The 18,626-nt window shown below is 56.8% G+C and carries 12 protein-coding genes and 1 tRNA gene; 2 read left to right on the top strand and 11 right to left on the bottom strand.

Annotation, left to right across the window (positions count from 1 at the left end):
- The first annotated feature begins 609 nt into the window (after positions 1 to 609).
- Entirely contained in the window at positions 610 to 2,328 is a 1,719-nt protein-coding gene (locus JF535_RS06955) for a S8 family serine peptidase (protein WP_207000664.1), read from the top strand.
- 637 nt (positions 2,329 to 2,965) lie between these two features.
- Here the strand turns inward: JF535_RS06955 and JF535_RS06950 are convergent.
- The 8 genes from JF535_RS06950 to rlmE all read right to left on the bottom strand — a co-directional run bounded on the left by JF535_RS06950 (position 2,966) and on the right by rlmE (position 13,730).
- The gene (locus tag JF535_RS06950) at positions 2,966 to 6,808 is read right to left on the bottom strand and encodes a DUF3427 domain-containing protein (protein ID WP_207000662.1); all 3,843 of its coding nucleotides are present in this window, start codon (positions 6,806 to 6,808) and stop codon (positions 2,966 to 2,968) included.
- A 289-nt stretch (positions 6,809 to 7,097) separates the two neighbouring features.
- Positions 7,098 to 7,183: transfer RNA gene (locus JF535_RS06945), tRNA-Leu, on the bottom strand.
- Positions 7,184 to 7,217: 34 nt separating this feature from the next.
- Positions 7,218 to 7,643, bottom strand: coding sequence for a preprotein translocase subunit SecG (gene secG / locus JF535_RS06940; RefSeq protein WP_207000660.1), 426 nt, complete (start codon positions 7,641 to 7,643; stop codon positions 7,218 to 7,220).
- Between the two features lie 56 nt (positions 7,644 to 7,699).
- The gene (gene tpiA, locus JF535_RS06935; RefSeq protein WP_207000659.1) at positions 7,700 to 8,437 is read right to left on the bottom strand and encodes a triose-phosphate isomerase; all 738 of its coding nucleotides are present in this window, start codon (positions 8,435 to 8,437) and stop codon (positions 7,700 to 7,702) included.
- 154 nt (positions 8,438 to 8,591) lie between these two features.
- Positions 8,592 to 9,935 carry a phosphoglucosamine mutase gene (gene glmM, locus JF535_RS06930; protein WP_207000656.1) on the bottom strand — a complete coding sequence of 448 codons (1,344 nt, stop codon included), beginning with the start codon at positions 9,933 to 9,935 and terminating at the stop codon, positions 8,592 to 8,594.
- A 31-nt stretch (positions 9,936 to 9,966) separates the two neighbouring features.
- Positions 9,967 to 10,809 carry a dihydropteroate synthase gene (gene folP, locus JF535_RS06925; RefSeq protein ID WP_207000654.1) on the bottom strand — a complete coding sequence of 281 codons (843 nt, stop codon included), beginning with the start codon at positions 10,807 to 10,809 and terminating at the stop codon, positions 9,967 to 9,969.
- A 126-nt stretch (positions 10,810 to 10,935) separates the two neighbouring features.
- Positions 10,936 to 12,852: an ATP-dependent zinc metalloprotease FtsH gene (ftsH, locus tag JF535_RS06920; RefSeq protein ID WP_207003605.1), complete on the bottom strand. Its 1,917-nt coding sequence runs from the start codon at positions 12,850 to 12,852 to the stop codon at positions 10,936 to 10,938.
- A 257-nt stretch (positions 12,853 to 13,109) separates the two neighbouring features.
- Complete coding sequence (gene rlmE, locus JF535_RS06915) at positions 13,110 to 13,730, bottom strand: 23S rRNA (uridine(2552)-2'-O)-methyltransferase RlmE (protein ID WP_066967001.1); 621 nt, start codon at positions 13,728 to 13,730, stop codon at positions 13,110 to 13,112.
- Between the two features lie 71 nt (positions 13,731 to 13,801).
- Between rlmE and yhbY the strand changes: the two genes are divergently transcribed.
- Positions 13,802 to 14,107 carry a ribosome assembly RNA-binding protein YhbY gene (gene yhbY, locus JF535_RS06910; protein WP_207000652.1) on the top strand — a complete coding sequence of 102 codons (306 nt, stop codon included), beginning with the start codon at positions 13,802 to 13,804 and terminating at the stop codon, positions 14,105 to 14,107.
- A gap of 65 nt (positions 14,108 to 14,172) precedes the next feature.
- Here yhbY and JF535_RS06905 read toward each other — a convergent pair whose 3' ends face one another.
- From JF535_RS06905 to pntB, 3 genes are all read right to left on the bottom strand, one after another.
- Entirely contained in the window at positions 14,173 to 14,961 is a 789-nt protein-coding gene (locus tag JF535_RS06905; RefSeq protein ID WP_207003604.1) for a rhamnogalacturonan acetylesterase, read from the bottom strand.
- Between the two features lie 26 nt (positions 14,962 to 14,987).
- Positions 14,988 to 16,985 carry a hypothetical protein gene (locus JF535_RS06900; protein ID WP_207000649.1) on the bottom strand — a complete coding sequence of 666 codons (1,998 nt, stop codon included), beginning with the start codon at positions 16,983 to 16,985 and terminating at the stop codon, positions 14,988 to 14,990.
- Positions 16,986 to 17,216: 231 nt separating this feature from the next.
- Positions 17,217 to 18,614, bottom strand: a complete 1,398-nt coding sequence (pntB, locus tag JF535_RS06895) for a Re/Si-specific NAD(P)(+) transhydrogenase subunit beta (protein WP_207000647.1) — start codon at positions 18,612 to 18,614, stop codon at positions 17,217 to 17,219.
- Positions 18,615 to 18,626: the final 12 nt, after the last annotated feature.

The following is an 18,626-nucleotide window of genomic DNA, read 5'->3' as shown; positions in this document are numbered from 1 at the left end:
CAATAATTGCACCACATTGACAGCGCTATCATTCTGCCCGTATTTTGACTTAAGAATCAGTCAAAAGCTGATTTCGCCGATCTCAAGCACCACATCAATTGCTTTCCGATCAAGTGATTGAGACCTAATAAACTGGAGAATAATTGTGGTCGATCATAAGTCGAATAGTAATTGCGCTTCCACGCGATTAAGAGCGCCAGTTAAGCCCCTCGCCTCAAAAAAACCTTCCAGGTTTCTGTCTGTTTTCATAAAAATGGATGACACGCGCATCAAGGCTTTGCATCGCTATCATCATATTATCTATCGCAAGCTTATTAGCTCATTAGATATCGAGCAGATTCTCGCTCGAGCCTATTTCTGATCTGTAACGCAACAAAAACACTCATCTGATTTAGATATTTTTAGCTGACCGGAATCTCAAGTCGCTTCATCCGCAGCGGCTTATGGATTTGTTCGCGCAAAATATATCAACCCGAATCTCTCAGCCATATTCATCGATATGGTAACGGGGATGTTGTACCTGTAGTTCATGCATTTCGTTGTTGTTTTTGGCCGAATTCCATTCGGCCATTCTTTTTACTACATAAATATAATTGGAGAATAATCAACATGAAGTACACCCATAAAATATTGGCCTCGTTATTAGTTGCCGGGGCCATCCCCTTGTCTTCCGGCGCGCTGGCCGCAGCGGATATTCTGTCTGTAGATTCCAGCCGCGCAATCCCGGATCAATATATTGTCGTCCTGAAAGACGAAGCGCGCCTGCATTCGATCAGCACCTCACAGTTTGTAACTACAGAAACCAATCGCATCGCAGCAAATGCTGGCGTTTCTGTTATGCACCAGTACGATAACGCCATACTGGGTTTTTCCATCAAGGCATCGCCGGATCAAGTCCAGAGACTGGCCGAGGACAGCTCGATTGCCTACATCGAGCAGGATCAGGTGATGTATACCAGCGCCACTCAGTCGCCGGCGACCTGGGGACTCGACCGCATCGATCAACGCCAGAGAACGCTCGACAACGCCTACACCTATGACAGTACCGGCCGCGGTGTGCATGCCTACATCATCGATACCGGGATACTGGGCTCGCATCAAGAATTCGCTGGACGCATGGGCAATGGATTCGCCGGCGTCAACGACGGCCGGGGCACCGAAGACTGTAATGGCCACGGCACCCACGTCGCAGGCACGGTGGGGGGCTCAACCTGGGGAGTGGCTAAGGATGTGACGCTGCACTCCGTACGAGTTTTTGGCTGCTCCGGAGAAACCAGCAGTTCGATTATTATCGATGCCGTCAATTGGGTCGCATCCAATCACGTTAAACCGGCCGTCGCGAACATGAGCCTTGGTGGCGGCATCTCTACCGCACTGGACTCAGCGGTGCGCGGAGCAGTGAATCGGGGGGTTACCGTCGTGGTGGCCGCCGGCAATGATAATGCCAACGCCTGTAGTTACTCACCAGCACGCGAGAGCAGTGCCGTGACTGTTGCTTCTTCAACCTCCAGCGACAGCCGGTCGAACTTTTCCAACTGGGGATCTTGTGTTGATCTCTTCGCGCCGGGCTCAGACATCACTTCCGCATGGTGGACTGGGGCAAGCGCGACAAACACAATCAGCGGCACCTCCATGGCCTCACCACACGGTGCGGGCATGGCTGCACTGCTGCTGGAGGAAGACCCGGGCGCCTCACCTTCGACCATCGAGAGACGCATGATAGATCTGGCAACAACGGGGGCGATTAGTGGCGTCAATGGTTCGCCAAACCGACTGCTGTACACGGAGCCCGGTAACGGTGGCGGGTCATCAAGCAGCTCCGGCGGTTCATCCTCAAGCAGCTCTGGTGGTTCATCCGGCGGCGGCTCATGCAGTGCACCCCAGTACGTCGCGGGCGCCAGCTATAGTACAGGGCAAGAAGTTCAGAACTTGGGCAGCGAATACCGCTGCGACGTTGCCGGCTGGTGCTCATCATCCGCGGCCTGGGCCTACGAGCCAGGTGCCGGCCTGCACTGGGAAACCTCCTGGACTCACCTGCGTAGCTGTGATGACAGCGGCTCTTCATCTAGCGGTGGATCGTCTAGCGGCGGCTCCAGCAGCTCGTCCGGTGGCTCTTCAAGCAGTTCCGGCGGCAGCAGTTCCGGTGGCGGCACCTGCCCAAGCATACCGACCTGGAATGCCGGGGCCGTCTACCTCAAAGGCGATCAAGTGCAAAAAGACGGTGTACGCTATGAAGCCAAGTGGTGGACACAAGGTGATGACCCATCCAGCAACAATGGCGGCACCGGCTCAGGCCAGCCCTGGATGTCACTGGGGGCATGTAACTAAAAACGTCGATAATGGACTACCTGGCCTGATCAAGGCCAAGTTGACCTGATACGCTTGTAAACAAGCGGCCCCGCTCATGCGGGGTCGTTTTTGTATTAGCCTCCTGCGCAACCCATTTCGGCACATCAACATCGGTAGTAAATACTGTCGTTTAGCTAACCCAAATGCTTCCGCAGAACGCCTTTCCTGAAATGTCTTCCTGAACATCCATAAAACAAAAGGCTATCAGCGCCACACTGCTGTCCCAGCTTTTTGCTCGCCACGAAGCTCTCGATACGGATGAGTTCTCGATACGGAGGAGGTGGCGAAACTTATAGAGGTTGTGGAGATATGGCGCGCAAGACTCATGGATATCAGCTGGTATATGCGTATGCTAAATGAGTCAATCGTCCGAGGGGCAAACCGCGGAACGTGTGTACTGGCCGATCCTCTAGGATCATCAGATCACACATCGCCTCGGCAGCGCATTTCTGCGGTCAAAGCGGAACAACGCCCTCAGTAACTGTTTCCGTTTGCGGGCAACTCCAAGGATTAGTGGTTCAAGCTTTACCTGACAGAATACCTACTGAAAAACCGGTAACTGTGAGATGAAGTCTGAACCACTACACATTATCAATGGCTAGGTTCAGCTTACAATCTAGTCCGTCAATTGGAACAATACACTCATCGGCGCACTACCTTCATGGCTTTTGTACTCAACTGGTCCGTGGTACACAAATGGCGCAGCCTTACCGTTAAGAAGCTTATTCTCACGAACAAACAGGTGCACAGAGAACCCCATGCGCTTGTGATTAATCAGCTCTCTTCCACGCTTGCTTTCGGGGGTAGTAGAGTTCTGACTCTGCCAATGGAAGGTATTTTCATCTACCCAGTGATCCACATAGCGGTGCTCGGCGCTTTTCCCCTGCTTATTTAGGGTCACAAGAAGGATATGAGCACCAGCTTCCTTCACGAACACATGACCGCTATTCCAGCTCCCGGCATTGAAAACCGCCCCGAATAAATTGGGGATATCCTCTCTTAGTAGCTCCTGACCCCGCGCCATCTCTAAAGGTGAAATAACTGCCTTTAGTCGTGCAAATGTTCTGAACTGCTCGGCCAGCTCACGTGTGACGAAAATATCGTCATAATCTGGATTAGCGGCTTCGAGAACATACTGTCCTTCAGAAGACTTTCTCACGTTGCGCAGTAAATACTGCGTATCCCCAGCCTCATCCAACCTCTCGATAGCCAAGGTTTCTCCGGTGATTTTCCCCGCCGCATTTGATGAAATTTGCTCAAGCAACAAGTAGTCACCATCATGAATGGGGTTCTTCCCCCCATTCATGGAGTTTCCGGATGCCAACGCTATAAAATGCCGCTCTCGACTTAAGCGACCATACCCGCCCTGAAGTGACCGATAATCGACATTCTCCAATTCCGCAAGGCTATTTCTAAAGTGACCACACGCGATCTTCAGTGAAGGAAAAAAGGGAAGCTCCGTACCTTTACTTGCGAGCGGTACTACACTTTTGATCGCCTCTGAATCTGACTTCGCCGCTTGCCGGGCCTCATAGGAAGCAAGCCTATAATCGATCAATTCTTGGACCATCGCCTCGAAATTATCCAATATAGGCTGTTCGACATTGAATGTCGGCTCAAACCGGTCACCGTCAATACTGAACAACGCCGGCGATTTATTTGTCCAATGATCGACCGGGTTTCTCTTCCAGTATTTCCGCCACTCAACAGAAGACTTCCCTGAGTGACTGACAGAATCAGTAATTTCGGCAAATAGACGAGGCCTTCGCTTTAAAATACTCCACGATTCATCTGCAAGCGCCGCAAGATTTACACCATTCTCCCAACCATCAAGCGACTGAAATGCCTCAAGGAGTATCATTTTAAATGACTTAGCCATAGAGGTTTTTTCCACTTCCTCCATAAAGTGACTATGTAAGGACTTAACCGCCATCTCAGGCTGCGAAAGATCACCCATATCACCAAGAAATCCAAACCAGCTTCCATGTTGCTTCCGGACATTCTTGATGTTCGCACCAAAGTGATAGTACTCGGTCAGTGTCGGCCTCCTCCCAAGGGTATCCTTGAGAGCCTGGTAGTCTTTCTCTGAACCTTTTTTATCTAACCCCTTCAAAAAATCAATGATTTCCAGATCGTAATTAACGAAACAGCCTTCAGGAAGATCTAGCTGCTTACGCTCAGCTTTTCGTGCAAACTCGGCCACCTCCCGCAAGTTCATGGCCTGCCCCATTAAGGCTTGAGGCTTGTGCAGGAAACTGTGGTGATTCCCAACAAAATCTAGAATGACAAGCTTATCTTTACCTACGCTCCTACGCAGCCCCCGTCCTATTTGTTGAAGAAATAGAACTTTGGACTCTGTTGGCCTGAGCAAGAGGACCGTGTCAATCGCGGGCAAATCGACACCTTCATTAAATAGGTCAACGGAAAAAATAATTTCGAGATCTCCGGACTCAAGCGACTCCAAGGCCTCTCCTCGAGACATTTCCGACTCGCCGTGCACCGATGCAGCTCGGATATCATTCCGCTTAAAATATTCGGCCATAAAATCCGCATGGCTACGAGAAACACAGAATGCCAATGTTCTAACTTGCTTATGCTGCTTCCACACTCGAAGTGCATGTCGTGCTCGCCCAGCTGTGGCAAGTTTAGTCGCCAATAGGTCAGGGGCGAACTTTCCATTTCTCCATGGTATCTCCTGATATTCGACAGCCTCATCGTAGATCCCATAATAGTGAAACGGAACAAGATAGTTTCCTCGTACGCCATCAAACAACGGATACTCGTAAACCAGGTTGTCGTCACACAGTGACAGGATGTCCGATCGGTCTGTTCGATCAGGGGTAGCCGTCAAGCCCAGCATGAACCTTGGTGCAAAATGCTTTAGAAGCCGATGATACGTTGGTGCGGCGGCATGATGAAATTCGTCAACGACGACGTAATCAAAATACTGAGGAGGAAAATTATCCAGGTGGACCTCTTTGCCCAACGTTTGAATCGAAGCACACAAAACATCGACCAGCCGGTCTCGTTGCTTACCGCTATAAAAGCCAACGCGACTTTCCGGCTTAATCCGAATAAAGGTTTCAGCGGCCTGATTGAGAATCTCTTCTCGATGCGCCACAAACAATATTCTGTGCGCCCCCATTTGCTTCGCGTCAAACGCAGATAGCCATGTTTTCCCTAAACCCGTTGCAAGTACAACAAGCCCTCTCGAATAGCCATCATTCCTCGATTGGTCGAGAGCTGCGAGAGCCGATTTTTGAACATCGGTTGGCACTGGTGGCGGCTCACTTTCGGTACTACCTGGAGCAATTGATCGCGGCGGGGGAACTCGTCGTCTAGTATATTCATCGATCCACTGGTCAGTTAACGGGACAACTTTCGGATCGAGAAATAGCTCATCAAATCGGCTTGTCGCCTCCAGATATCCAGCATCTCCTGGGTAGTCAATTTGATAATTCCATTCCAGCCCATCCTGTAAGGCCTGCTTACTGATGTTACTGGAGCCGATAAATGCTCTACCCCAATGCGCACCATACTTATCACCACCAGAAAATAGGTAGGCTTTCATGTGAAAGCTGCTTCCCTTACTTTCGTAGATACACACCTGCGCTCCGTGATCCTGTAGTAAGGTCAATTTACGCAACGCTTCCGGATCAGTTATATCCAGGTAGTCACTAGTGAGAATTCGAACTCGCGCCGGATCTACATTTCTCTGCAGCACATCCAATAGATCTGGCAGCAACAGATTTAAGCCAGTGGTTTTTACGAAAGCGACAGCCATATCGACCTTTGAGGATAGGTGTATCGATTGGCACAGCTTGGGTAAAAAGTGATGCTTCTGACCTCCGACAGTAAGCCGATTGTGCTTCGGCGGGACCTTAATAATCCGCATATTTAACCACTGTTCATTTCGGTCAGGACGCTGGTCCGCTGTACGCCAAAATTCGATATGCATACCTGTCGTGACTGACTCAAACCATGTAGAGGCTCTTTGCTCTGTTGCATCGGTAAAATGCCGCCCATCACTCTCGCGCTCCCTCTCGCCGACTTTGAAACTCGCATACAACACCCCCTCGGGCTTCAACGCAGTCCAGAGACGATCCAGCGCTTCGGGAATCTTGCGCTCAGGAAGGTGCAATAGACTGGCGCAGGCCCAGATACCGTCATAGGTCTGACACTCACTTACATCAAGAAATGACCGACAAACAACCGGCAGCCCGGTTTTCTGTGCAGCAAGGGAAACAATCTCATGAGAGGCATCGAATGCGGTTACCCGGTAGCCCGAACTATGGAAGTGCAAGGCATCGCGGCCTGATCCACAGCCCGCGTCAAGTATGTGACCGCCTTCTGGTACGTATGGAAGGAAGCGGCGATATATAGCCTCCATCGGCACGTCAAACGTAGAGTCTACAAAGGATTCTGCATTGTCGTTGTAATAGGTCAGAGTGTCTGACATCCGGAGGCTTCCCTACTGCGTAGTCACTTTTGATTATTTTTATCCAGGGTACCAATGGCGCCGGATATCTCCAATGGGGGAGACTGATAACATGAATTATTTGCGGCAGAAGCATGAGAGCACATGCAAACGTCAACTCTATCGGTCACGTAGTGCTTGAAGTATTGCTTAGAAGGGCTGCGAGTGAAATAGCCTACAGGGTCAGATTATTGCCGCTAGAAACACAAAAGCCCCGCGATGCGGGGCTTTCGGAAGGATACCGAACTCATGAAAGGTCCGGCTTTCAATGTGGTGCCCAGGGCGGGACTTGAACCCGCACGAGCATAGCTCACTACCCCCTCAAGATAGCGTGTCTACCAATTCCACCACCTGGGCAAAAACTTTACAGTTTTTGATTTAGCCTTGCGGCTTACTGAGGCTGCTCCTCAGTCTCTTCGCTGCCGGCTTCTGGCAGTTCAGCCTGAGGGGCTTCTTCTGCTGCTGGCAGATCGTCTGCGGCCGGGGCTTGTTCCTGAAGCTCAGGAATGTCGCTTTCGGTCGCTGCCGGTCCGCGGGATTCTACCGCTGCCGGTACTTGCGGGATACCTTCGATCTCCGGTGCTGCACCGCGGCTGGCGAGGACGGCCAGGCCGAAGCTGGTGACGAAGAATACCGTCGCCATAATTGCAGTCAAGCGGGAAAAGAAATTTCCGCTGCCCTGGCTGCCGAATACGGTGTTAGACGCGCCGGCACCAAAGGAGGCGCCTGCTTCCGCACCCTTGCCCTGCTGCATCAGGATCAGGCCGATGATGCTCAGTGCGGTGAGGATATGTACGATTAGTACCAGTTTTTCCATTGTCCAGAAAACCTGCTGTCGGGCGTTGGCCCTTGCTCAAAAATTTATTGCTGCGCTCAGTCTGCCGCGCAGCAAATCTGAATAAATTCTTCTGCCTTCAGAGAGGCACCGCCTACCAGCGCACCGTCAATATCGGGCTTGGCAAACAGTTCTGCGGCATTGGCCGCTTTGACGCTGCCTCCGTAGAGAATTTGCGTCTCGCCACCGGCTTCGCCCAGCTGCTGGCGAATAAACTGGTGCACTTCCTGCGCCTGCTCCGGGCTGGCGGTTTTGCCGGTGCCGATGGCCCACACGGGTTCATAGGCGACGACGGCATTCTGCCAGGTATCCGGCAGGCCCAGGGCGACAATCGCCTGAATCTGCTCGGCCACCACTTCCAGCGTTTTGCCGGCTTCCCGCTCTTCGAGGGACTCGCCCACGCAGAGGATCGGGATCAGGCCTGCCGCTTTGGCGGCGGCATACTTGGCGGCGACCAGTGCGCTGCTTTCACCATACAGGCTGCGACGCTCCGAGTGGCCGACAATGGCGTAGCGTGCGCCGCAGTCCAGCAACATCTCTGCGGAAACTTCGCCGGTGTAGGCACCGGAGGGCTGCTCGCTGAGGTTTTGCGCCCCCAGTTGGGCCTGGCCGATGTTGCCTGCGACGACACCCAGATAGGGGTACGGCGGGCAAATAACGACCTGCGCGGAGCACTCGCGGGACTTGAGTCCGTTGTTCAGCTCGGCCAACAGTTGCTCGGCAAACGCTTTGGTGCCGTGCATTTTCCAGTTGGCAGCTACCAGGGTTTTACGCATGGGTGCTCCTCCAAGGGGCGCAAATCTTAGCGGTATTGCCGGTAACATACAACCAGCGTTTCCGGATATTTATGGATTTTTGTCTTGGTTTTTCTGTTGATTAATCAAGGGGTTCCGGTGGCTTTCACTGGGGATGAGCACCACCGGGGACGCGTCAGGCGTTGCCGACGCGCTCCACCACCTTGGCGATATCCCCCGCCAGTTGCTGGACGACTTCTGGGTCTTTGCCCTCAACCATGACCCGGATCAGAGGTTCGGTTCCCGATGGGCGCAGCAGTACGCGACCACTGCCCGCCAGCTTGGTCTCCACCTGGGTCACTGCGTCCTGCACATCGCTGTGCTCCAGCACCCCGTCACGACTGGCCAGGCGCACGTTGATCATGTGCTGAGGCAGCATTTCCATTTTACCGGTGAGCTGGTGCAGCGGTTCGCCGAAGTCACTGACCGCGCGCAATACCTGCAGCGCGGAGATGATGCCGTCGCCGGTGGTGGTGACGTCGGTACACACGATATGTCCGGAGGACTCCCCGCCCAGGGTCCAGCCGTTCTTGTACATCTGCTCCAGCACATAGCGGTCGCCTACTTTGGCGCGGGCGAAGGGAATGGCGCGGTCTTGCAGGGCCAGCTCGAAGCCGTAGTTGCTCATCTGGGTGCCCACTACCCCGCTGCAGCCGCCAAGGAACTGCTGGCGGTGGATAGCGATCAGGAACAGCAGCTGGTCACCATCGACCAGGTTGCCGTGCTTGTCGACAAACATGACCCGGTCGCCGTCACCATCAAAGGCGATACCGAGGTCGGCGCCACGCTCGACCACTTCTTTCTGCAGTTGCTGGGGCTTGGTGGAGCCGCACTCCAGATTGATATTGACGCCGTCTGGCTGGATACCAATGGCGTGCACCTCTGCGCCCAGCTCGCGGAAGACCTTGGGCGCGATGTGGTAGGTAGCGCCGTTGGCGCAGTCGAGCACGATGTTGAGTCCCTGCAGGGAGTAGCGCCAGGGGGTGCTGGCCTTACAGAATTCGATGTAGCGGCCCACGGCGTCGTCAATGCGCCAGGCCTTGCCCAGGTCTTTGGCGGTTTCCATGGGCAGGTCGAGGGCGGCTTCGATCTCGGCTTCCACCTGGTCCGGCAGTTTGCTGCCGTCGGCGCTGAAGAACTTGATACCGTTGTCCTGGTACGGGTTGTGCGAGGCGCTGATGACGATGCCCGCCTGGGCGTGGAAGGTACGGGTGAGGTAGGCGATGGCCGGGGTGGGCATGGGGCCGAGCAGGCCCACATCAACGCCGGCATTGATCAGGCCGGCTTCCAGCGCGGCCTCAAACATGTACCCGGAGACGCGGGTGTCTTTGCCGATCAGGATGCGGCTGCGCGCACTGCCGGTTCTGGCACCGAGTACTTTGCCAACTGCGTAGCCGAGGCGCAGCATGAAATCCGGAGTGATGGCTCCCTCACCTACCAGGCCACGGATACCGTCGGTGCCGAAATATTTTCTGGTCATCTTACAACTCATTCTCAATTACTAATTTTTATCAAGCGCAGTCTACAAGCTCGCGCATTTTAAGCACATCCGCGGTGGCTGCCACATCGTGCACCCGAATAATGCGGGCACCGCGCTGAGCCGACAGCAGGGCGAGAGCGAGGCTGCCGGGCAGGCGCTCTTCTACCTCGCGGCCCAGCAGGCGGCCGATCATGGATTTACGTGACAGCCCCACCAGCAGGGGGACGTCCGTCGGCGCTAACTCCGGCAAGCTGCGCAGCAGCGCCAGGTTGTGCTGGTCGTTCTTGCCGAAACCAAAGCCCGGGTCGTAGATCACCCGCGCACGGTCGATTCCGGCCTCGATGCAGGCGGCCAGCCGCTGATCAAGGTACTCGCGCACTTCGGCGACCACATCGCTGTATTCAGGCTTGGCCTGCATGGTGCCGGGCTGCCCCTGCATATGCATCAGGCAGACAGGCAGATCGGTGGCCGCAGCGGCCTGCAGTGCTCCGGGTCGGGTCAGCGCCCGCACATCGTTGATCAGGCCGGCGCCGACCGCGGCGGACTCGCGGATGACCGCCGCGGTGCTGGTATCCACGGAGATGACCACGTCCAGACGCTGGCTGATGGCCTCCACCACTGGCACGACCCGTGCCAGTTCCTCTTCTTCTGATACCGGCTCGGCACCCGGTCGGGTGGACTCACCACCGATATCCAGGATGGCGGCGCCATCGCGCACCATCTGCTCCGCACGGTACAGCACCAGATCGAGATTCAGGTCGCCGCCCGCGTAGTAGCTGCCACCGTCGGAAAAGGAGTCGGGGGTGGTATTGAGAATGCCCATCACCTGTGGGCGGGACAAATCCAGTGTGCGGGTTCCGCAGTGCAACTTCATAAGCGAGACAGGCGATCTAAATAAAAGAGGAAATAAACCGGCGGTAAACAAAACGGGCCCAGAGGGCCCGTTTCAGGTCTGGTGCCATGTCGCGCCGCTGGCGGCGGACAGGCTGGGCGCTGGCGCTCAGTGGCCGTTGACCGGGCCACCCACCGGGGTGTCGCCATCTTTAGGCTTCACGTCGGCGTCAGCCTCCGGCACCTCGTCGGCGGGGCCGCCGCCGGTGTAGTCATTGTCGTGCCAGTCTTTCGGTGGGCGCACCTTGCGACGGGCCATCAGGTCGTCCACCTGCTCCGCATCCAGGGTTTCGTACTCCATCAGCGCGTCTTTCATCGCTTCCAGGATATCCCGATTGTCTTCCAGCAGCTTCTGCGCGCGGTCGTAACAGGTGTCGATGATGCGGCGTACTTCCTCGTCGATTTCATTAGAGGTTTTGCCAGAAATCGGGTTGCCTTGACCGGGCTGGCCGCTTTCATCTTCACCGTAGTGCAGCGGGCCGAGTTTTTCCGACAGGCCCCACTTGGTAACCATGCTGCGGGCGATGTCAGTGGCGCGCTCGATATCGTTGGAGGCACCGGTGGTCACACCGTCGGCACCCAGGGTCATTTCCTCGGCGATACGGCCGCCGAACAGAGAGCACAGCTGGGATTCCAGCGCGCGCTTGCTCAGGCTGTATTTGTCTTCCTCGGGCAGGAACTGGGTCACCCCAAGAGCGCGGCCGCGGGGAATGATGGTGACCTTGTGCACTGGATCGTGCTCCGGCACCAGGCGACCAATGATGGCGTGGCCCGCTTCGTGGTACGCGGTGTTGGTCTTTTCCTTCTCGTTCATCACCATGGATTTGCGCTCGGCACCCATCATGATCTTGTCGCGGGCGCGCTCGAATTCTTCCATGGTGACCATGCGGCGGTTGGCGCGGGCGGCAAACAGGGCGGCCTCGTTCACCAGGTTGGCGAGGTCCGCGCCGGAGAAACCGGGGGTACCGCGGGCAATGGTCTGCGGGTCGACTTTCTCGTCCAGCGGCACCTTGCGCATGTGTACTTTCAGGATCTGCTCGCGGCCGCGGATATCCGGCAGGCCGACAAACACCTGACGGTCGAAGCGGCCCGGGCGCAGCAGCGCGGAGTCGAGCACGTCCGGGCGGTTGGTGGCGGCGATGACGATCACGCCCTCGTTGCCTTCAAAACCGTCCATTTCCACCAGCAGCTGGTTGAGGGTCTGTTCGCGCTCGTCGTGGCCACCGCCCACACCGGCACCGCGGTGACGGCCAACGGCATCGATCTCATCGATAAAGATGATGCACGGCGCCTGCTTCTTGGCCTGCTCGAACATATCGCGCACACGGGATGCACCCACGCCCACGAACATTTCCACGAAGTCGGAACCGGAGATGGAGAAGAAGGGCACTTTGGCTTCGCCGGCAATGGCCTTGGCCAGCAGGGTTTTACCGGTACCGGGGGGGCCCGCCATCAGTACACCGCGGGGAATGGCACCGCCGAGGCGCTGGAATTTAGACGGGTCGCGCAGGAACTCCACCAGCTCCTGCACGTCTTCTTTGGCTTCATCCACACCCGCCACATCGGCGAAAGTGGTTTTGATCTGGTCTTCGCCTAACAGGCGAGCCTTGCTCTTGCCGAAGGCCATGGGGCCGGATCGGCCGCCCGCGCCGCCCTGCATCTGACGCATGAAGAACATGAATACGGCAATGATGATCAGGATCGGGAAGCTGGCCACCAGCAGTTGCTGCCAGATGCTGGGGGACTCTGGCTCACGGCCATTGAACTGTACGCCACCGCGCACCAGCTCGTTGGTGAGCTCGTCGTCGATGATCTGCGGCTGGATGGTCTTGAAACGGCTGCCATCGGCCTTTTCGCCGGTGATGACCAGGCCATCGACCAGAGCACTCTTAATCTGGCCAGACTGTACATCCTGTACAAACTCGGAATAGCTGACGGACTCGTCCCGGGTTTGCGGCTTGAAGTTTTGAAAGACCATCAGCAGCACCGCAGCGATGATCAGCCACAACACCAGATTCTTTGCCATATCGTTCAAAGGGTATGCCCTCTTGCCATTGCCTTAGCAGCTAATTCCATTCCACCCAGTATAGGCGGCGAAAATCGTACATCTGTCGCTCCGGTCATCCAGCCCCTGCGGTATTCGTCAGAAGGAGTGCTGAAGACAGGAAGCGGGCGCCAGCCATTGCCGGCGCAGGGTGCCGTTGTACCACACCGCCCCGCCTGCGCCAAAGCAACGGGGCTCGTTGGTCATCCGGGGATGCGGCTCCCGGGCGGTAGTGCGGCCTATCCCTTGAAGCCGCGCGCTACAACGTAGACTTCGCGAGAGCGGGGACGGGATGCACCGGGTTTGCGGGTAACCACGGTCTGATATTGACTGCGGAGATCGCGGATCAGTTCATCGAAACCTTCCCCCTGAAACACCTTGGCGACAAATCCGCCCCCGGGCTTCAGGGTCTGGCGCGCCATGTCCACCGCCAGCTCCACCAGATACATGGAGGCCGGCTGATCCACGGCGCGCACTCCACTCATATTGGGGGCCATATCGGAAATCACAAGGTCGGCGCGCTCTTCTCCCAGCTTTTCCAGCAGCTGGTCGAACACCGCTTCCTCGGTAAAGTCGCCCTGAACGAAATCCACCCCCGCCAGTGCGTCCATTTCCAGGATATCGGAGGCCAGCACGCGGCCCTTGTGACCCACTAGTTCTGCGGCCACCTGGGACCAGCCTCCAGGGGCGGCACCCAGATCGACCACGGTCATGCCGGGTTTGATCAGGCGGTCCTTCTCCTGCAGCTCCTGCAGCTTGTAGGACGCACGCGAGCGGTACCCGTCTTTCTGGGATTGCTTGACGTAGTGGTCATTGAAATGTTCGCGTAGCCAGCGGTGGCTGCTCTTTGATCGGCCCATCAGTTACAATACATCGCTAATTTCTGGGGTTGTCCGCGCACGGGTTACCCGATTTAAGGATGGAGTATTGTATGCCTTTAACCGCTGACCGCAAAAAAGCGTTGCGCGCTCGTGGCCACAGCCTCAAACCAATCGTCACTGTAGCCGATAAAGGGCTGACGGAAGGGGTGCTGGAAGAGCTGAAACGCGCCCTGGAAGATCACGAGCTGATCAAGGTGAAAGTGGCGGTCAACGACCGCGATGTGCGCCGGGAGCTGATCGCCGAGCTGTGCCAGCAGAGCAAATCGGAGCTGGTGCAGGAAATCGGCAAGATCGCCCTGATCTTCCGCAAGGCCGGCAAGCCCAACGCCCGCCTGTCCAACCTGCTGCGCCCCTGACCGGCCAGACCTTTCCCACCTCTGGCGCGCCTGCCCTTGCAGGCGCCCCCCGCTCAATCCCTACTTCAGTATTTCAGTGCCAGATGCTTGGGGTCCGGTGTGCGTAAGCGCTCGCTCAGCGGGTGCTGACGCTTGCGCAGCTCCGCCAACACCAGTTGCGCCACTTCCCGCGCCCCCAAGTGGTTCAGGTGCGTATCGTCACGCACCCCCACCGGGTAATTGGGGTGCAATCCAGGGGCGATGTGCATAAAACGCAGGGCGCTGTCGCGATCGCCCATGGCCTGGAAATATTCCCGGGTCACCACTTCCATTTCGATGAATTCCACCTTCTCCTGTGCGGCCACTTCCCGTACCAGCGGCGCATAGGGGTGGGTGTGCTTGATAGTGTTGTCACCATCAAAATAGCGGCGGGTGATGGGTGACATCAGGATCGGTTCGGCACCGGCCCCGCGCACATCGTTGATAAACCGGGACAGGTTTGCCTTGTACTGCTGCGGCGTGGTGTAGCGGTCTTTCTTGTGCTCGGACTCGTCATTGTGGCCGAACTGGATGATCACATAATCATCCTTTTGCAGATCGTCCATGATGCCGGCCCAGCGCCCCTCCTCGATAAAGGTGCGGGTACTGCGGCCGTTCATGGCCCGGTTATCGACCCTGACGTCGTCTTCAAAAAACACCGCAAAAGGCACGCCCCAACCAGTTTCCGGGTAGTCCTTGAGCTCCTTGACCGACATGGTGGAGTCGCCGGCCATGAAGATGGTGGTGGTTTGCTGCGCGGCGGCAACCACCGCGCTGGCGCAGAGCAAAGCGCTGGCCACCAGCCCGCGCCGGATTGATTTACCCAGAGCATTCATCACTGGCAACCTCCCGTATTTATCGATCAAAAGCGCGTGGGTGGTATAAAGCTGCGCGGGCGCTCGGTGGGCATGGGAGCCGCGCGGCTCGGCTGCGGCGCCGCAAAACGCAACAACCCGGACTGGCCCTCGCAGGCTGGGGTCAGGTTCTGCCCCCAGCCTTCACCAGCGCACATGGCGACCGGGGCAATACTGCGCAGATGGTCATCGGCCGCTGCCCAGGCTTCCGGCAGCAGATACTGCACCGCCGTGCTGGCGCGAGGGCGAATCAGCTCGGAACCGATGCGCCCGCGCTGCCCCTGAGACACCTTGTAATCATCGGCCGAGGTGGGTGCGGTGGGCTTGTTGGTCACCGCGATATCCCGCTCGATACCGTAGCGCAGGCTCATCATGGTTTCCTCAAACAGCATCGCCGTGTCTTCCCAGGGCGTGGTGTAGCTGTAGAAGTCATTGGCGCTGTCCGGAAAGAAAAAACCGGCAATATCGCCCGGGGTATAGGCGCGCTGCTGGGCCGTGGCCTCTGCACCCCGCGAGCGCACTTCGGCCAGGTCGTACAGCTCCTGAGACAGCGGAGGGGAAACCGCGGTCACCAGTTCGTTCACCATTGAGCCGCTCGATGACTGATTGAAGAAAATATCCCCACGATCCAGCCCGCTGCGAATTCTCCCCTGCGACATGGCGTCATTGGCGTGGGCCAGTTCGTGATACAGCAACGAACCCAGGTCCGCCTCCAGCTCATAGAAGGGCCGGGAGAAACGGCTGGCCGTGTTATAGCTGTAAAAGGCATAGTCGTTGTTTCTTACATACCGCCACGGGGTAACGAAATTGAGCGCAGAGCCAAAACCGCTGCGGTAATCCGGTATCTCGCTGATCACATCCCGCTCTTCCGGTGCCAGCCACAGGCTGTCCGGGTCGAGATAAATGGCGCCGGTGAGTATCCAGTAAAATGACGGACGCACATCACTGGAGATCACCACCGCGGTGGTGGCGCGCAGCATATTGGCAAAGTCGCCATAGGGGTCCAGTTCGCCAAGGAATCGTTCAAAGCGCTCCCCCATCCAGTCGTGGGACACCAGCACATGGTCCATGATCTGGTCCACGCTCGGGGCGTTACTGGTCATGCCGATCACGGGCAAAGTGCCCAGAGTGCACAGGTTGTCCTCCGTCAACTGGTTGGAGTAAACACAATCCGCCAGCACGTCCCGGTAGGGGCTATCGTCGCGGTAACTGTACACATTGTTTAGCGGCTCGCTTTTCGCGCAGTACTGGCCGTCGCCGTCGCAGAAAAATTCGCTGGTGACTTGCGGGCGGTCCTGCACCACCACGTAGGCGATATCCGAAATACTGCCGCCGGTGGTTTCCAGGGTTCCTTCAATGGTAATGACCTGATCACCGCTTACCTTGGGCGCGGTGACAAATAGCACCGGCTGGCCGGAGTCATCCTCGGCCAGTGTTGCTATGGGGCCAGAGAGTTGCTCGAAACGCCAGGAGTTGACGCTGCCACTGTAGTCACTGGCATTCAGCCGCAGGGAGAACGACGCCCCTTCCGACACCGCGCGATCTGCGCGCAATTGCGCGCGCGCAGCGGAGTTACCGGCATTGACCACCACATCAAACGTCTCCACCTGCTGATCACCATCGGCGTTGCTGGCGGTCAACTGAAAGCGATAGCTGCCGCTGAACTTCGCATCGAAGCTGATACCCGCGGTGCCATTCCCCGCCAGCGGCCCCACATCTGGCCCGGCTAGTTGCACCCACTCAAAACGGTTGTAGCCAAGCTCTGACAGGCTCGCCACGATGCCAACCGAATCCCCCGCTTCAGCGCTACTGTCGCCGGTGAGGGTAAGGATCGCGGGGGCCGGGGTAATCGGCGGCAGGCTGCCGTTATCATTGTCATTACCGCCGCCCGAGCCACCACCACAGGCGGTCAGCAGGGAGAGCGCAATGATTCCTAGCGGGGCACGCAGCAAGTGGCGTGCAGTGAGGGCCTTAGTGGTTAAAACGTGTTCGAGCGAGGCGGCCATATTTTGATCTTTCTTTTTATTGAAATTGTACTTATTGATGCTTCTTTTACGGGAGCTCTGGCGGCATAGATTACCACTCGCTTCTCCAGTGGGCGACTCCCCACTATGGGGGCTCCGGACAGACAAAACACAGGCATAAAAAAAGCGACCCCTAGCAGGGGTCGCTTTTGATGAGGAGTGATTACCTGTTAACTGATTGGCCGGTAAATGGCCATCGGTTGGTCAAGGTCATCAGGCCGGATTCAGCTTGCCCAATACACTCTGCAGACTCTCTTTCGCATCGCCGAACAGCATGCGCGAGTTATCCTTGTAGAACAGCGGATTAGCGACACCGGCATAGCCGGAGGCCATGGAGCGCTTCAGCACCACCACTTTGCCGGCCTTCCACACTTCCAGCACCGGCATGCCGGCGATGGGGGAACCGGGTTTTTCCACCGCGTCCGGGTTGACGGTGTCGTTGGCACCAATCACCAGCACCAGGTCGGTTTCCGGGAAGTCATCGTTGATTTCTTCCATTTCCAGCACGATGTCGTAAGGCACATTGGCTTCCGCCAGCAGTACGTTCATGTGTCCGGGCAGGCGGCCCGCTACCGGATGGATACCAAAGCGTACGGTCTTGCCCGCTTTGCGCAACTTGTCGGTGAGGTCACTCACCGCCTGCTGCGCATGCGCAACGGCCATACCAAAGCCCGGCACAATCACGATGTTTTTGGCATTTTTCAAATCGTCTGCCAACTCGTCGTGGGTGGTGGCTACCGCTTCACCCTCCTCTTCGCCGTCGGCGCTGGCAACCGTGCCATCAGAGCCGAAACCGCCCAGAATCACACTGACAAAGGAGCGGTTCATACCACGGCACATGATGTAGCTGAGGATGGCACCGGAGGAGCCGACCAGCGCACCGATCACGATCAGCAGGTCGTTACTGAGCATGAAGCCAGTGGCCGCGGCGGCCCAACCGGAGTAACTGTTCAGCATGGAAATCACCACCGGCATATCCGCACCACCGATGGCGGCAATCAGGTGGATACCCAGCAGCAGGGCGATACCGGTCATCACCAGCAGGTTGATGATGGTCGCGTTGCTCACATCTGCGGGGATGAACTGGGCACCCAGCACCACACAGATCACCAGTGCGATCAGGTTCAGCCAGTGGCGCGCCGGCAGCATCAGCGGTTTACCGGAGATCAGTCCCTGCAGTTTGCCAAAGGCAACGATGGAACCGGTCAGGGTAATGGCCCCGATAAACACACCGATATAAATCTCGGAGTTGTGCACGATGTGCGCAGCACCTTCGAGATTGATGCGCGGATCCAGGTAGCCGCCCCAGCCGATCAGTACCGCAGCCAGGCCCACAAAGCTGTGCAGCAGCGCTACCAGCTGCGGCATCGCGGTCATCTCGACCTTGCGCGCCAGGTGAATACCGATCACCGCACCCACACCCATGGCGATGCCGACGGGCAGATAGGCACCCGAGGTGATACCGGCCACCGTGGCGATGATGGCAACGGCCATGCCCACCATGCCGTAGTAGTTACCGCGTCTTGCGGTTTCGTGTGCAGACAGTCCGCCGAGGCTCAGGATAAACATCACCGCGGAGAACAGATAAGCCATGGAAATTACACTATTCATGTCTGTTTCTCC

The organism is Microbulbifer salipaludis (assembly GCF_017303155.1).
Lineage (GTDB): Bacteria > Pseudomonadota > Gammaproteobacteria > Pseudomonadales > Cellvibrionaceae > Microbulbifer > Microbulbifer salipaludis.
The sequence above is the reverse complement of the archived record's forward strand: the minus strand, read 5'-3'. Positions and strand labels throughout refer to the sequence as shown.

Bases quoted from the DNA above. Each gene is read 5' to 3' on its own strand.
- rlmE (WP_066967001.1), bottom strand. From the start codon at position 13,730: ATGGGCCGATCAAAGAGCAGCCACCGCTGGCTACGCGAACATTTCAAT.
- JF535_RS06900 (WP_207000649.1), bottom strand. From the start codon at position 16,985: ATGGCCGCCTCGCTCGAACACGTTTTAACCACTAAGGCCCTCACTGCA.
- secG (WP_207000660.1), bottom strand. From the start codon at position 7,643: ATGGAAAAACTGGTACTAATCGTACATATCCTCACCGCACTGAGCATC.
- ftsH (WP_207003605.1), bottom strand. From the start codon at position 12,852: ATGGCAAAGAATCTGGTGTTGTGGCTGATCATCGCTGCGGTGCTGCTG.
- pntB (WP_207000647.1), bottom strand. From the start codon at position 18,614: ATGAATAGTGTAATTTCCATGGCTTATCTGTTCTCCGCGGTGATGTTT.
- JF535_RS06950 (WP_207000662.1), bottom strand. From the start codon at position 6,808: ATGTCAGACACTCTGACCTATTACAACGACAATGCAGAATCCTTTGTA.
- yhbY (WP_207000652.1), top strand. From the start codon at position 13,802: ATGCCTTTAACCGCTGACCGCAAAAAAGCGTTGCGCGCTCGTGGCCAC.
- tpiA (WP_207000659.1), bottom strand. From the start codon at position 8,437: ATGCGTAAAACCCTGGTAGCTGCCAACTGGAAAATGCACGGCACCAAA.
- folP (WP_207000654.1), bottom strand. From the start codon at position 10,809: ATGAAGTTGCACTGCGGAACCCGCACACTGGATTTGTCCCGCCCACAG.
- JF535_RS06905 (WP_207003604.1), bottom strand. From the start codon at position 14,961: ATGAATGCTCTGGGTAAATCAATCCGGCGCGGGCTGGTGGCCAGCGCT.
- glmM (WP_207000656.1), bottom strand. From the start codon at position 9,935: ATGACCAGAAAATATTTCGGCACCGACGGTATCCGTGGCCTGGTAGGT.
- JF535_RS06955 (WP_207000664.1), top strand. From the start codon at position 610: ATGAAGTACACCCATAAAATATTGGCCTCGTTATTAGTTGCCGGGGCC.